General features: G+C 54.5%; 15 protein-coding genes. 13 read left to right on the forward strand and 2 right to left on the reverse strand.

Annotation, left to right across the window (positions count from 1 at the left end; translation table 11 throughout):
- Positions 1-235 precede the first annotated feature (235 nt).
- From rpoE to acpS, 11 genes are all read left to right on the forward strand, one after another.
- Positions 236-811, forward strand: a complete 576-nt coding sequence (rpoE, locus tag L466_RS15375) for an RNA polymerase sigma factor RpoE (RefSeq protein ID WP_006176728.1) — start codon at positions 236-238, stop codon at positions 809-811.
- Between the two features lie 31 nt (positions 812-842).
- Positions 843-1,493: an anti-sigma-E factor RseA gene (rseA, locus tag L466_RS15370; RefSeq protein WP_025203448.1), complete on the forward strand. Its 651-nt coding sequence runs from the start codon at positions 843-845 to the stop codon at positions 1,491-1,493.
- Complete coding sequence (gene rseB, locus L466_RS15365; RefSeq protein ID WP_032680479.1) at positions 1,493-2,446, forward strand: sigma-E factor regulatory protein RseB; 954 nt, start codon at positions 1,493-1,495, stop codon at positions 2,444-2,446. Before rseA ends, rseB begins: the two co-directional genes overlap by 1 nt.
- Entirely contained in the window at positions 2,443-2,919 is a 477-nt protein-coding gene (gene rseC, locus L466_RS15360) for a SoxR-reducing system protein RseC (RefSeq protein ID WP_014171217.1), read from the forward strand. Before rseB ends, rseC begins: the two co-directional genes overlap by 4 nt.
- A gap of 185 nt (positions 2,920-3,104) precedes the next feature.
- The gene (gene lepA / locus L466_RS15355; protein ID WP_014171216.1) at positions 3,105-4,904 is read left to right on the forward strand and encodes a translation elongation factor 4; all 1,800 of its coding nucleotides are present in this window, start codon (positions 3,105-3,107) and stop codon (positions 4,902-4,904) included.
- Between the two features lie 15 nt (positions 4,905-4,919).
- Positions 4,920-5,894: a signal peptidase I gene (gene lepB / locus L466_RS15350; RefSeq protein WP_014171215.1), complete on the forward strand. Its 975-nt coding sequence runs from the start codon at positions 4,920-4,922 to the stop codon at positions 5,892-5,894.
- A 222-nt stretch (positions 5,895-6,116) separates the two neighbouring features.
- Positions 6,117-6,797, forward strand: a complete 681-nt coding sequence (gene rnc, locus L466_RS15345) for a ribonuclease III (RefSeq protein ID WP_003860711.1) — start codon at positions 6,117-6,119, stop codon at positions 6,795-6,797.
- Entirely contained in the window at positions 6,794-7,699 is a 906-nt protein-coding gene (gene era, locus L466_RS15340) for a GTPase Era (RefSeq protein WP_032680480.1), read from the forward strand. Before rnc ends, era begins: the two co-directional genes overlap by 4 nt.
- 11 nt (positions 7,700-7,710) lie before the next feature.
- Positions 7,711-8,418 (forward strand): DNA repair protein RecO, encoded by a 708-nt coding sequence (recO, locus tag L466_RS15335; protein ID WP_014171211.1) that lies wholly within the window; start codon positions 7,711-7,713, stop codon positions 8,416-8,418.
- A 77-nt stretch (positions 8,419-8,495) separates the two neighbouring features.
- Positions 8,496-9,227, forward strand: coding sequence for a pyridoxine 5'-phosphate synthase (pdxJ, locus tag L466_RS15330; RefSeq protein WP_014171210.1), 732 nt, complete (start codon positions 8,496-8,498; stop codon positions 9,225-9,227).
- Positions 9,227-9,607, forward strand: a complete 381-nt coding sequence (gene acpS / locus L466_RS15325) for a holo-ACP synthase (RefSeq protein ID WP_014171209.1) — start codon at positions 9,227-9,229, stop codon at positions 9,605-9,607. Before pdxJ ends, acpS begins: the two co-directional genes overlap by 1 nt.
- Here acpS and L466_RS15320 read toward each other — a convergent pair.
- Both L466_RS15320 and L466_RS15315 read right to left on the reverse strand, forming a co-directional pair.
- Complete coding sequence (locus L466_RS15320; protein ID WP_020883006.1) at positions 9,604-9,864, reverse strand: YfhL family 4Fe-4S dicluster ferredoxin; 261 nt, start codon at positions 9,862-9,864, stop codon at positions 9,604-9,606. The two genes, acpS and L466_RS15320, sit on opposite strands and share 4 nt — an antisense overlap.
- A 56-nt stretch (positions 9,865-9,920) precedes the next feature.
- Positions 9,921-10,769, reverse strand: coding sequence for a MurR/RpiR family transcriptional regulator (locus tag L466_RS15315; protein ID WP_014171207.1), 849 nt, complete (start codon positions 10,767-10,769; stop codon positions 9,921-9,923).
- Positions 10,770-10,887: 118 nt separating this feature from the next.
- On the opposite strand from L466_RS15315, the gene murQ reads away from it, so the two are divergent.
- Together murQ and L466_RS15305 are read left to right on the forward strand one after the other, a co-directional pair.
- Entirely contained in the window at positions 10,888-11,781 is an 894-nt protein-coding gene (murQ, locus tag L466_RS15310) for an N-acetylmuramic acid 6-phosphate etherase (RefSeq protein ID WP_014171205.1), read from the forward strand.
- Positions 11,782-11,792: 11 nt separating this feature from the next.
- Positions 11,793-13,154, forward strand: a complete 1,362-nt coding sequence (locus L466_RS15305) for a PTS transporter subunit EIIC (RefSeq protein ID WP_014171204.1) — start codon at positions 11,793-11,795, stop codon at positions 13,152-13,154.
- Positions 13,155-13,156: the final 2 nt, after the last annotated feature.

The following is a 13,156-nucleotide window of genomic DNA, read 5'->3' on the forward strand; positions in this document are numbered from 1 at the left end:
TGCGTTACTCTTCTGGCGGGAAAAGAGATGTTTCTTGTCATAAAGTGGTGCGTATCGTGAACAGACTTATAATGAGAGAAAATGAACAGTCTGCGGCGCGATGAACAAAAACAAAGGCGTTACGGAACTTATTGAAGATCAGACACTCTAATCCGGTGCTTGCTCAAAGTGCGGTTTTTTAAGAGTGGCGTTTCGATAACGCGTGGAATTTAGGTTTGGGGAGACATTACCTCGGATGAGCGAGCAGTTAACGGACCAGGTCCTGGTTGAACGGGTCCAGAAGGGAGATCAGAAAGCCTTTAACTTACTGGTGGTGCGCTACCAGCATAAGGTGGCGAGCCTGGTTTCCCGCTATGTACCGTCAGGCGATGTGCCTGATGTAGTACAAGAGTCTTTTATTAAGGCCTATCGCGCGCTGGATTCATTCCGGGGAGATAGTGCTTTTTATACCTGGCTGTACCGTATTGCGGTCAATACGGCAAAGAATTATTTGGTCGCTCAGGGCCGCCGTCCGCCTTCAAGTGATGTGGACGCAATCGACGCCGAAAACTTCGAAAGTGGCGGTGCGCTGAAAGAAATTTCGAACCCTGAGAACTTAATGTTGTCAGAAGAACTGAGACAAATCGTTTTTCGCACGATCGAGTCGCTCCCGGAAGATTTACGCATGGCAATTACGTTACGGGAGTTGGATGGTCTGAGCTATGAAGAGATAGCCGCCATCATGGATTGTCCGGTCGGCACGGTACGTTCACGTATTTTCCGTGCGCGAGAAGCAATTGATAATAAAGTTCAACCGCTTATCAGGCGTTGACGATAGCGGGATACTGGAAAAGGTATTAGGCATGCAGAAAGAAAAACTTTCCGCTTTAATGGATGGTGAAACGCTGGATAGTGAGCTGCTCAACGAGCTGTCTCATTCTCCCGAAATGCAAGAGACCTGGGAGAGTTACCATCTCATCCGTGACACCCTTCGCGGTGACACCGGCGAGGTTCTCCATTTCGATATCTCAGCTCGCGTGATGGCGGCCATTGAAAATGAGCCTGTCCGTCAGACCACTCCGCTGATTCCTGAAGCTCAACCTGCGCCTCACCAGTGGCAGAAAATGCCGTTCTGGCACAAGGTGCGTCCGTGGGCCAGCCAGCTCACCCAAATGGGTGTGGCTGCATGCGTATCGCTTGCAGTTATCGTTGGCGTCCAGCACTATAATACTCAGTCTGAAACTAATCAGCAGCCAGAAGCGCCAGTGTTCAACACACTGCCGATGATGGGCAAAGCCAGCCCGGTAAGTTTGGGTGTTCCGGCTGATGCATCCGCCAGCGGCGGCCAGCAACAGCAGGTTCAGGAGCAACGCCGTCGCATTAATGCGATGTTGCAGGATTACGAGTTGCAGCGTCGTCTGCACTCTGAACAGCTTCAGTTTGAGCAGGCACAAACCCAGCAAGCGGCTGTGCAGGTGCCCGGAAACCAAACTTTAGGAACGCAATCGCAGTAATGAAGCAACTTTGGTTCGCCATGTCTCTGATGGCGGGTAGCCTGTTCTTCTCTGCCAACGCCTCGGCTGATGTTTCATCCGGGGCGTTGTTGCAGCAAATGAATCTGGCCAGCCAGTCACTCAATTACGAGTTGGCATTTATCAGTATCAATAAGCAGGGCGTCGAGTCGTTACGATACCGCCATGCCCGTCTTGATAACCAGCCGCTCGCCCAGCTTTTACAGATGGATGGCCCGCGTCGGGAAGTTGTCCAGCGTGGTAACGAGATCAGTTATTTCGAACCCGGTCTGGAGCCTTTCACGCTGAATGGCGATTATATCGTCGATTCTCTGCCATCGCTTATCTACACCGACTTCAAACGTCTTGCGCCTTACTATGATTTCATTTCGGTAGGGCGTACGCGCATTGCGGACAGACTGTGCGAAGTAATCCGCGTTGTTGCCCGTGACGGAACGCGCTACAGCTATATCGTCTGGATTGACGCCGAAACCAAGCTGCCAATGCGTGTAGACCTGCTTGACCGTGATGGTGAAACGCTGGAACAGTTCCGCGTTATCTCCTTTAGTGTGAACAATCAGGTGGGTAATGGTATGCAGAATCTGGCGAAAGCCAGCCTGCCGCCGCTGCTTTCGGTACCGGCGGGTGATTCCGTCAACTTCAACTGGGTTCCTTCCTGGATCCCGCAAGGGTTTAGCGAAGTCTCCAGCAGCCGTCGACAACTGCCAACCATTGAAACACCGGTTGAATCGCGTCTTTATTCCGATGGTTTGTTCAGTTTCTCGGTGAACATTAACCGCGCATCGGCAAACAGTTCTGAACAAATGCTTCGTACCGGACGTAGGACGGTCAGCACCACGGTTCGCGATAATGCAGAGATCACCATTGTGGGTGAATTACCGCCACAAACGGCGAAGCGTATTTCCGACAGCATTAAATTCAGGACTGCACAATGATTAAAGAGTGGGCTACGGTCGTATCGTGGCAGAATGGCATTGCGCTGGTGAGCTGTGATGTTAAGGCCTCATGCAATAGCTGTGCTTCCAGAGCCGGTTGCGGTAGCCGCGTGCTGAACAAGCTCGGGCCGCAAACCTCGCATACCATTTCCGTGCCAAGCGATCGGCCGCTGATGGTGGGGCAAAAGGTGGAGCTGGGAATTGCAGAAGGTAGCCTGCTCACGTCCGCTATGCTGGTTTATCTCTCTCCGCTGGTGGGGCTGTTTGTTATGGGCGGCGTATTCCAGATGCTGTTTGGTACCGATGTGGCCGCCATGTGCGGTGCTGCATTGGGCGGCGTAGGGGGATTCTGGCTGGCCAAAGCTCTCTCCCCGAAGCTTGCCGCACGCGAAGAGTGGCAGCCTGTTATTCTCAGCGTTGGGCTGGCACCCGACCAGCTTCGTGTTGAGACGCTCTCTTCTGAGGCCCGGTGATTCATCGGGCTTTGTCCTTTTTTACGTCCTAAAACAGAAAACGTCATTTCTTCACGCTATACCTGGCGCTAAGTACATTTCCAGGTAACGGGGATGTAGTGTAGAATGCGGCGTTTTCGCACTGAAAAACGTCAGGCTAAGAACAGCGGCCTCCAGGAATTCGTAAGGCATAATTATTTAACTATATGAAGAACATACGTAACTTTTCGATCATTGCTCACATTGACCACGGTAAGTCGACGCTGTCTGACCGTATTATCCAGATTTGCGGTGGCCTGTCTGATCGTGAAATGGAAGCCCAGGTTCTGGACTCCATGGACCTGGAACGCGAACGCGGTATCACCATTAAAGCGCAGAGCGTTACGCTTGATTACAAAGCGGCTGATGGCGAAATCTACCAGCTGAACTTTATCGACACCCCAGGCCACGTTGACTTCTCCTATGAAGTTTCACGCTCGCTGGCGGCCTGTGAAGGCGCGCTGCTGGTTGTGGATGCCGGGCAGGGCGTTGAAGCCCAGACCCTGGCAAACTGCTACACCGCAATGGAAATGGATCTCGAGGTTGTGCCGGTTCTGAACAAAATTGACCTGCCAGCTGCCGATCCTGAGCGCGTAGCGGAAGAGATTGAAGATATTGTCGGCATCGACGCGACCGATGCGGTGCGCTGTTCCGCTAAAACGGGCGTGGGCGTTACCGACGTGCTGGAACGCCTGGTGCGTGATATCCCGGCACCAGAAGGTGACCCGGATGCCCCGCTGCAGGCGCTGATCATCGACTCCTGGTTTGATAACTACCTGGGCGTTGTCTCGCTGGTGCGTATTAAAAACGGCACCATGCGTAAAGGCGACAAAATCAAGGTAATGAGTACTGGCCAGGTTTACAACGCTGACCGTCTGGGTATCTTCACGCCAAAACAGGTTGACCGTACCGAGCTGAAATGTGGCGAAGTAGGCTGGCTGGTCTGCGCCATTAAAGACATCCTCGGCGCGCCAGTGGGCGATACCCTGACCGGTGCACGTAACCCGGCAGACAAAGCGCTGCCAGGTTTTAAAAAGGTTAAACCGCAGGTTTACGCGGGTCTGTTCCCGGTCAGCTCTGACGACTATGAAAACTTCCGTGATGCGCTCGGCAAGCTGAGCCTCAACGATGCTTCCCTGTTCTATGAACCAGAAAGCTCCACGGCGCTGGGCTTCGGCTTCCGCTGCGGCTTCCTTGGTCTGCTGCACATGGAGATCATCCAGGAGCGTCTGGAGCGTGAATACGATCTGGATCTGATCACCACGGCACCGACCGTTGTGTACGAAGTGCAGACCACCAACAAAGAGATCGTCTACGTCGATAGCCCGTCCAAGCTGCCGCCGCTGAACAATATCGAAGAACTGCGCGAGCCCATTGCAGAGTGTCATATGCTGCTGCCGCAGGAGTTCCTGGGTAACGTTATTACGCTGTGTATTGAGAAGCGTGGCGTACAGACCAACATGGTTTACCACGGTAATCAGGTTGCGCTGACGTACGAAATCCCTATGGCGGAAGTGGTCCTCGACTTCTTCGATCGTCTGAAGTCTACCTCTCGTGGCTATGCGTCACTGGATTACAACTTCAAACGCTTCCAGGCGTCTAACATGGTGCGTGTGGACGTGCTGATCAACGGCGAGCGTGTGGATGCGCTGGCACTCATCACTCACAACGACAATGCGCCATACCGTGGCCGTGAGCTGGTTGAGAAGATGAAAGAGCTGATCCCGCGTCAGCAGTTTGATATCGCGATTCAGGCCGCCATCGGTAACCACATTATTGCCCGTTCTACTGTGAAACAGCTGCGTAAAAACGTTCTGGCGAAATGCTACGGCGGTGACGTCAGCCGTAAGAAAAAGCTGCTGCAGAAACAGAAAGAAGGTAAGAAGCGTATGAAGCAGGTCGGTAACGTCGAACTGCCGCAGGAAGCATTCCTTGCCATCCTTCATGTTGGTAAAGACGGCAAATAACCCTAAGGAGATGGCATGGCGAACATGTTTGCCCTGATTCTGGTCATTGCTACCCTGGTGACAGGTTTGTTGTGGTGTCTGGATAAGTTTATTTTCGCCCCAAAACGCCATGAACGTCAGGCTGCCGCACAGGCAGCCACTGGCGATGGGCTGGACGCGAAAACCCTGAAGAAAGTCGGCCCGAAACCGGGCTGGCTGGAAACCGGGGCATCGGTATTTCCGGTGCTGGCGATTGTGCTGGTTGTCCGCTCGTTTATTTACGAGCCGTTCCAGATCCCGTCTGGTTCAATGATGCCAACGCTGCTGATTGGCGATTTTATTCTGGTTGAGAAGTTTGCCTACGGGATTAAAGATCCGATCTACCAGAAAACGCTGATCGAAACCGGTCATCCAAAACGTGGCGACATCGTGGTGTTTAAATACCCGGAAGATCCGCGTCTGGATTACATCAAGCGTGCAGTGGGTCTGCCGGGTGATAAAGTCACCTACGATCCGGTGGCGAAAGAAGTTACCGTTCAGCCTGGCTGCAGCTCCGGCACCGCGTGTGAAAACGCGCTGCCAATCACTTACTCAAACGTTGAGCCAAGTGATTTTGTGCAGACCTTTGCTCGCCGTAACGGCGGTGAAGCGACCAGCGGTTTCTTCCAGGTGCCCAAAGGCGAGACCAAAGAGGACGGTATTCGCCTGGTTGAACGTAAAGAGACGCTGGGTGATGTGACCCACCGTATCCTCACCGTGCCAATCGCGCAGGATCAAGTGGGGATGTACTACCGGCAGCCTGGCCAACAGCTTGCCAGCTGGATCGTACCACCGGGACACTACTTCATGATGGGTGATAACCGCGATAATTCCGCGGACAGCCGTTACTGGGGCTTTGTGCCGGAAGCGAATCTGGTAGGTAAAGCGACCGCTATCTGGATGAGTTTTGAGAAGCAGGAAGGCGAATGGCCGACCGGCGTTCGCCTGAATCGTATCGGCGGGATCCATTAATTCTCATTAAATGAACGCGTAGCCGCGTTAATTAGCGGCTACGTGAATTATTTCAGCGATAAATCTCTTTGGACTAACGACATCCCCTGTCGTTGTGTATAGAATATTCCCCCGAAGTTTAAGGTTGGCCCTGCAAGGGTGCCACGGCACACGAAACCGCGTTGGTCTTCTCAGGTCGGTTTCGTGTGCTGCATTTTTGACGCATTCATTTACTGGTATCGCATGAACCCCATCGTAATTAATCGGCTTCAACGGAAGCTGGGCTACACTTTTCATCATCAGGAGTTGTTGCAACAGGCATTAACCCACCGCAGTGCCAGCAGCAAGCATAATGAGCGCCTCGAGTTCCTGGGTGACTCTATTTTAAGTTTCGTGATCGCGAATGCGCTTTATCATCGTTTCCCACGTGTGGACGAAGGTGATATGAGCCGCATGCGCGCGACGCTGGTTCGGGGTAATACCCTGGCGGAAATCGCTCGTGAATTTGAACTGGGCGAATGTCTGCGACTTGGGCCGGGTGAACTGAAAAGCGGCGGCTTCCGTCGTGAATCTATTCTTGCCGACACGGTCGAAGCATTAATTGGTGGTGTGTTCCTGGACAGCGATATTCAGACCGTAGAAAAGCTGATCCTTAACTGGTATCAAACCCGTCTGGACGAAATCAGTCCGGGCGATAAACAAAAAGATCCGAAAACGCGTCTGCAGGAATATTTGCAGGGTCGCCACCTCCCGCTGCCATCCTATCTGGTGGTGCAAGTGCGGGGCGAAGCGCACGATCAGGAATTTACCATCCATTGCCAGGTCAGTGGCCTGAGTGAACCGGTGGTCGGCACAGGTTCTAGCCGTCGTAAGGCTGAACAGGCTGCCGCCGAACAGGCGTTAAAAATGCTGGAGCTGGAATGAGCGAAGAAAAAACGTATTGCGGGTTTATTGCCATCGTCGGACGTCCGAACGTTGGCAAATCTACCCTGTTGAATAATCTGCTTGGGCAGAAAATTTCCATTACTTCCCGTAAGGCGCAGACCACGCGTCACCGCATCGTCGGTATCCACACGGAAGGCGCCTATCAGGCGATCTACGTTGATACCCCGGGCCTGCACATGGAAGAGAAGCGCGCCATCAACCGCCTGATGAACAAGGCGGCGAGCAGCTCGATTGGCGACGTAGAGCTGGTGATTTTCGTGGTGGAAGGCACCCGCTGGACGCCTGACGACGAAATGGTGCTGAACAAACTGCGCGACGGTAAAACGCCGGTGATCCTTGCGGTCAACAAAGTGGACAACGTGCAGGAAAAAGCCGATCTGCTGCCGCACCTGCAGTGGCTGGGAAGCCAGATGAACTTCCTTGATATCGTCCCGCTGTCTGCCGAGACCGGTCTGAACGTCGATACCATCGCAGGCATCGTGCGCAAACGTCTGCCGGAAGCGATTCATCACTTCCCGGAAGATTACATCACCGATCGTTCTCAGCGCTTTATGGCCTCTGAGATCATCCGTGAAAAACTGATGCGTTTCCTTGGCGCGGAACTGCCGTACTCCGTAACGGTTGAGATTGAACGTTTTCAGACCAACGAACGCGGCGGCTATGACATCAACGGCCTGATCCTCGTTGAGCGCGAAGGGCAGAAGAAGATGGTGATCGGCAACAAAGGTGCCAAGATCAAAACCATCGGCATTGAAGCGCGCAGAGACATGCAGGACATGTTTGAAGCCCCGGTTCACCTTGAACTGTGGGTGAAGGTGAAATCAGGCTGGGCCGATGATGAGCGTGCATTGCGCAGCCTCGGTTACGGCGACGACGTCTAAGACTGAACATCGTGGATGGATGGCAGCGTGCCTTTGTCCTCCATAGCCGTCCGTGGAGCGAGACCAGCCTTATGCTGGACGTTTTCACGGAAGAGTCGGGCCGTGTGCGCCTTGTTGCTAAAGGCGCACGTTCCAAACGCTCCGGCCTGAAGGGCGCCTTACAGCCTTTCACTCCGCTGCTGGTACGCTTCGGCGGGCGTGGGGAAGTCAAAACCCTGCGCAGTGCCGAAGCCGTCTCTCTGGCGCTCCCCCTTTCTGGTATCACGCTGTACAGTGGTCTCTATGTCAACGAACTCATCTCACGTGTTCTGGAGCATGAGACTCGATTCTCTGAACTTTTCTTTGATTACCTGCACTGTATCCAGGCGCTAGCCGGCGCTACCGGTACGCCCGAACCTGCCCTGCGTCGTTTTGAACTGGCGCTGCTTGGACACCTGGGCTATGGGGTCGATTTTTTGCATTGTGCAGGGAGCGGAGACGAGGTAGAGGATGCGATGACCTATCGCTACCGTGAAGAAAAAGGCTTTATCGCCAGCGTTGTGATAGATAACAGCACCTTTACCGGGCGACAGCTTAGAGCGCTGTATGCGCGCGAGTTTCCCGATCAGGATACCCTTCGCGCAGCAAAACGCTTTACCCGGATTGCGCTCAAGCCGTATCTTGGCGGCAAGCCCTTAAAGAGCCGCGAATTGTTCAGGCAGTTTATGCCGAAACGTTAACGTATCAGACCCTCGCTCCAGCCCTCTCATTGAGGGAGAGGGAGGCAGGGACACGAACTAAAATACCGAGGATTGTCATGGCTGAATTACTGTTAGGCGTCAACATTGATCACATCGCCACGCTGCGTAATGCACGCGGCACGGCTTATCCCGATCCGGTTCAGGCGGCGTTCATCGCTGAGCAGGCTGGCGCCGATGGCATTACCGTTCACCTGCGTGAAGACCGCCGTCATATTACCGACCGCGATGTGCGCATTTTGCGTCAGACGCTGGACACCCGCATGAACCTGGAGATGGCGGTCACGGAAGAGATGCTGACGATTGCCTGCGAGACGAAGCCGCATTTCTGCTGCCTGGTACCGGAAAAACGTCAGGAAGTGACCACCGAAGGGGGCCTGGACGTGGCGGGTCAACGCGACAAAATGCGTGATGCCTGCAAGCGTCTGGCTGAGGCAGGTATCCTGGTCTCTCTGTTCATCGACGCCGATGTAGCACAGATCAAAGCGGCTGCCGAAGTGGGCGCGCCCTATATTGAAATTCATACCGGCTGTTACGCTGATGCGAAAGACGAAACTACGCAGGCCAAAGAGCTGGAGCGTATCGCCAATGCGGCCACCTATGCCGCGAGCCTGGGTCTGAAAGTTAACGCCGGGCATGGCCTGACCTACCATAACGTCAAGGCTATTGCAGCCCTGCCAGAAATGCATGAGCTGAATATCGGCCACGCTATTATTGGCCGTGCGGTAATGAGTGGCCTGAAAGAGGCGGTCTCAGAAATGAAACGCCTGATGCTGGAAGCGCGTCAGTAATGGCTATTCTGGGCTTAGGCACCGATATCGTTGAAATAGCCCGCATTGAAGCGGTGATCGCCCGTAGCGGCGATCGCCTGGCACGACGCGTGTTGAGCGATAACGAATGGGCCATCTGGGAGACGCATCAGCAGCCGGTACGTTTTCTGGCCAAGCGCTTTGCCGTCAAAGAGGCGGCAGCCAAAGCCTTCGGCACCGGTATTCGTAACGGTCTGGCGTTTAATCAGTTTGAAGTGTTTAACGATGAGCTGGGTAAACCGCGCCTGCGTTTATGGGGTGAGGCGCAAACGCTGGCAGAGAAACTCGGCGTAAATCACATGCATGTGACGCTCGCCGATGAACGCCACTACGCCTGCGCGACGGTGATTATCGAAAGTTAAAGTTTGTCCGCGTGATGCAGCAGGACAAACTTATCCCAAAGCTGCTCTTCGCTCTCGACGTGTGCCGGATCCTTCAGGATGGTATTGGGGATTGGGCACACTTTCTGACAGGTCGGCGTTTCGTAGTGGCCGATGCATTCAGTGCAGCGGTCGCTGTTAATCTCATAAATGCTCTCGCCCATCGAAATCGCCTGGTTCGGGCATTCCGGTTCGCACATATCGCAATTGATGCATTTTTTGGTGATTAACAGCGCCATCAGGAAATTCTCAGAAACAACACAAACAGGGCGGGCATTATACGCTCATTACCTGTTCAAACCAGTTTTTTTACCAGCTCTTCACTGTGCCGGATACGCTCTGGCGCATGCTCCAGATCCTGTTGCACCAGGGCCATAAACAGCAGGTCGGTCAACATCATTTGCGCACTTGTCGAGGAGATCGCCGCGCTGCGCGTGGCCTGCTCTTCCGCGATAGTATATAAACAGCGCGTAGCCCGCTGCTGCAGCGCGTTGGGAGTAAACCCGGTGATGGCCAGAATCTTACCGCCTACGCGTAAGGCTTCATCGGTAGCCATATTGATCTCGCGGCGTTCGCCGGAATAGGAGATCGCCAGCAGCAGATCGTTAGCATCCATCGCCTGCACGGTCGCCAGCAGGGCGTGCATATCCTGCTCGACAATGGCGTTGTAACCTATTTTTGTCAGCTTCCAGCCAAAGTTACGTGCCACCAGTCCGGACGCGCCTATCCCGGTCAAAATAATACGTCGCGCTGCACGCAGCATCGCCACGCTTTCCAGTAATTTTTCTTCGGTATTCACATCAAGGGTGGCATGCATGGCCGCGACATTCTCTTTGATGAGCTTCTCTCCCACCAGACGCATCGGGTCATCGCCACGAATCTGATTATGCACCGGCATCGACTGCGGGTTGGGGTTACTCACCAGGGCTTCGCTAATTGCCAGCTTGAGAGCCGGGAAGCCTTTAAAGCCAATCTTCTGGGCAAATTTCACCACGCTCGACTGACTCACTCCGGCCTCACTCGCCAGCTGCTGCGAGCTGAGATGGCGGGCATGGTCGGGCTGAGAGAGCAGAAAATCCGCCAGCTTTTTGTCGCTTTGAGCAAAGCCTGCATAACGCTGGCGAATGCGAATTAAACAGTTCATAGGTTCTCCTGGCGAAATTGTGATTGTCTGCGCAAATACGAATTTTGCTCGCCTGAATGAATTTTATATTCCATTATAGTGAGATTATTATGAATTAAAAATTCTTGAGGTACAAAAGATGAATCTTGGCTCACTTGTTTCTGAAACGCGTAACCCACAAACCATGGATTTGGATGCGCTCAGCACCCTGGAGCTGGTTAACCGTTTTAATCAACAGGATACGCTGGTCGCGCAGGCAGTGAAAGAGACATTACCCGAGGTGGCGAAAGCTGTCGATGCGGCAGCGGAAGCACTGAAGGCCGGTGGTCGCATTATCTACATGGGCGCCGGAACCAGCGGGCGTCTTGGTGTGCTGGATGCCTCTGAATGCCCGCCAACGTTTGGTGTGCCGCACGGTCTGGTGGTCGGGTTGATTGCTGGCGGCCCTGGCGCGCTGCTGAAAGCCGTGGAAGGGGCGGAAGACAACAAACAGCTCGGTGAGGATGACCTGAAGGGGCTAAATCTGACCGCTCAGGATCTGGTTGTTGGGCTGGCGGCCTCCGGGCGTACGCCGTACGTTATCGGCGGTCTGGAGTATGCCAACAAGACGGGCTGCACCACGGTGGCGATTTCCTGTAATCCTGGCTCGCCGATTGCGCAGGTCGCTGCTATCGCTATCTCTCCGGTTGTCGGCCCGGAAGCGTTAACCGGCTCTACGCGCCTGAAATCCGGCACCGCGCAAAAGCTGGTGCTCAACATGATCTCCACTGGCGCGATGGTGAAGTTTGGCAAGGTTTATCAGAACCTGATGGTGGATATGCAAGCGACCAACGTCAAGCTGGTGGACAGAGCTTGCCGTATGGTCATGGAGGCGACGGGAGCAAGCCGCGAAGAGGCGGAAGCGGTACTGAAACAAACCGATCACGATGTTAAACCGGCCATTCTGATGATCCTGAGCGGACTGGACGCTGCGGCCGCCAGAGCAAGGCTCAATGCCCATAACGGGTTCTTACGGGCGGCATTAGAAAACTAACAGAGGCGTGTATGGACAAAACAGCAGCGCTCGCCAGCGATATCCTGCAGGGGATCGGTGGGGAAAAAAATATTCAGCGTCTGGAAAACTGCATGACGCGCGTGCGCGTCGAGGTGCATAACGACGAGCAGCTTGATGTGCCGCGTCTGAAGCAGCTTTCCGGCGTGAGTGGTTACGTTAAACAGGGGCAACAGCACCAGCTGATTGTCGGGCCGGGAAAGGCGGCGCAGGTTGTGGATGCGATGCGTGCGCTGATGGTCGGCGGCGAGAGCGTGGCGATCGATGACGTCGAACGTACGAAGGCGCAGGCAAAGGCCCGATACAAAGCCCCCATGAGCGATGCGCTGCGACAACTGGCCAACGTCTTTATTCCGCTGATCCCGGCGTTTATTGCCTCTGGCTTAATCACCGGGATCATCAATATTCTTAAGCGTCCGGATATCGTAGGGGACTTCGCGACCCAGTATCCTAATTTATTAGGCATTCTTGGTATTTTCGGCAGCGCCGTGTTTGCCATCATGAACATTCTGGTGGGGGTCAACACCGCGAAGGTCTTTGGCGGCTCGCTGGCCATGGGCGGGGTGATGGCAGGTATTCTGTCCAGCCCACAACTGGCGCAGATAACCCTGTTTGGTGAGGCGCTCCAGCCTGGCCGCGGCGGGGTGATTGCCGTGCTGCTGGTGGTCATTCTGATGTGCTGGATCGAGAAGAAACTGCGCACCCTCCTGCCTGGATCAATTGAGCTGATCCTCAATCCACTGTTAACGACGTTAATCACCGGCAGCGTGGCTATTGTGGCGTTGCAACCGCTGGGGGGCTGGATCTCTGAGGCCATCGCCCATGGCGCATCGCTGGCTATCGATCGCGGCGGTCTGTTAGTGGGTGCCGTGCTGTCAGGCACCTTCTTGCCGCTGGTACTGACCGGTCTGCATCAGGGGCTGGTGCCGATCCACGTCGAGCTGGTACAGGCGCACGGTTACAACGCGCTGCTGCCCATCCTGTCGATGGCTGGCGTGGGGCAGGTCGGGGCGGCGATTGCCGTACTGATGAAAACCCGCAACGCGCGGCTGAAAAAAGTGATCAAAGGTGCGCTGCCGGTCGGATTACTCGGAATTGGCGAGCCGCTGATTTTCGGCGTCACGCTGCCGCTGGGGAAACCGTTCCTCGGTGCCTGCCTGGGAGGGGCGGTAGGCGGAGCGCTGATCAGCTACTGGAAAGTGGCAACGGTGATCACCTTCGGGATCTCCGGGCTGCCGCTGGCGCTCACCATCGTGACCGGAAAAGTTATGCTCTATCTGTTAGGCTATCTGGTAGCGGTGATCGCCGGGTTCCTGTTTACCTGGCTGTTAGGATTCAACGATCCAGAGGAGTAAGG

The organism is Enterobacter sp. BIDMC 30 (assembly GCF_000534355.1).
Lineage (GTDB): Bacteria > Pseudomonadota > Gammaproteobacteria > Enterobacterales > Enterobacteriaceae > Enterobacter > Enterobacter ludwigii.

Excerpts from the sequence above, each read along its gene's own strand:
- rpoE (WP_006176728.1), top strand. The coding sequence starts at position 236 with ATGAGCGAGCAGTTAACGGACCAGGTCCTGGTTGAACGGGTCCAGAAG.
- rseA (WP_025203448.1), top strand. The coding sequence starts at position 843 with ATGCAGAAAGAAAAACTTTCCGCTTTAATGGATGGTGAAACGCTGGAT.
- rseB (WP_032680479.1), top strand. The coding sequence starts at position 1,493 with ATGAAGCAACTTTGGTTCGCCATGTCTCTGATGGCGGGTAGCCTGTTC.
- rseC (WP_014171217.1), top strand. The coding sequence starts at position 2,443 with ATGATTAAAGAGTGGGCTACGGTCGTATCGTGGCAGAATGGCATTGCG.
- lepA (WP_014171216.1), top strand. The coding sequence starts at position 3,105 with ATGAAGAACATACGTAACTTTTCGATCATTGCTCACATTGACCACGGT.
- lepB (WP_014171215.1), top strand. The coding sequence starts at position 4,920 with ATGGCGAACATGTTTGCCCTGATTCTGGTCATTGCTACCCTGGTGACA.
- rnc (WP_003860711.1), top strand. The coding sequence starts at position 6,117 with ATGAACCCCATCGTAATTAATCGGCTTCAACGGAAGCTGGGCTACACT.
- era (WP_032680480.1), top strand. The coding sequence starts at position 6,794 with ATGAGCGAAGAAAAAACGTATTGCGGGTTTATTGCCATCGTCGGACGT.
- pdxJ (WP_014171210.1), top strand. The coding sequence starts at position 8,496 with ATGGCTGAATTACTGTTAGGCGTCAACATTGATCACATCGCCACGCTG.
- acpS (WP_014171209.1), top strand. The coding sequence starts at position 9,227 with ATGGCTATTCTGGGCTTAGGCACCGATATCGTTGAAATAGCCCGCATT.
- L466_RS15320 (WP_020883006.1), bottom strand. The coding sequence starts at position 9,864 with ATGGCGCTGTTAATCACCAAAAAATGCATCAATTGCGATATGTGCGAA.
- L466_RS15315 (WP_014171207.1), bottom strand. The coding sequence starts at position 10,769 with ATGAACTGTTTAATTCGCATTCGCCAGCGTTATGCAGGCTTTGCTCAA.
- murQ (WP_014171205.1), top strand. The coding sequence starts at position 10,888 with ATGAATCTTGGCTCACTTGTTTCTGAAACGCGTAACCCACAAACCATG.
- L466_RS15305 (WP_014171204.1), top strand. The coding sequence starts at position 11,793 with ATGGACAAAACAGCAGCGCTCGCCAGCGATATCCTGCAGGGGATCGGT.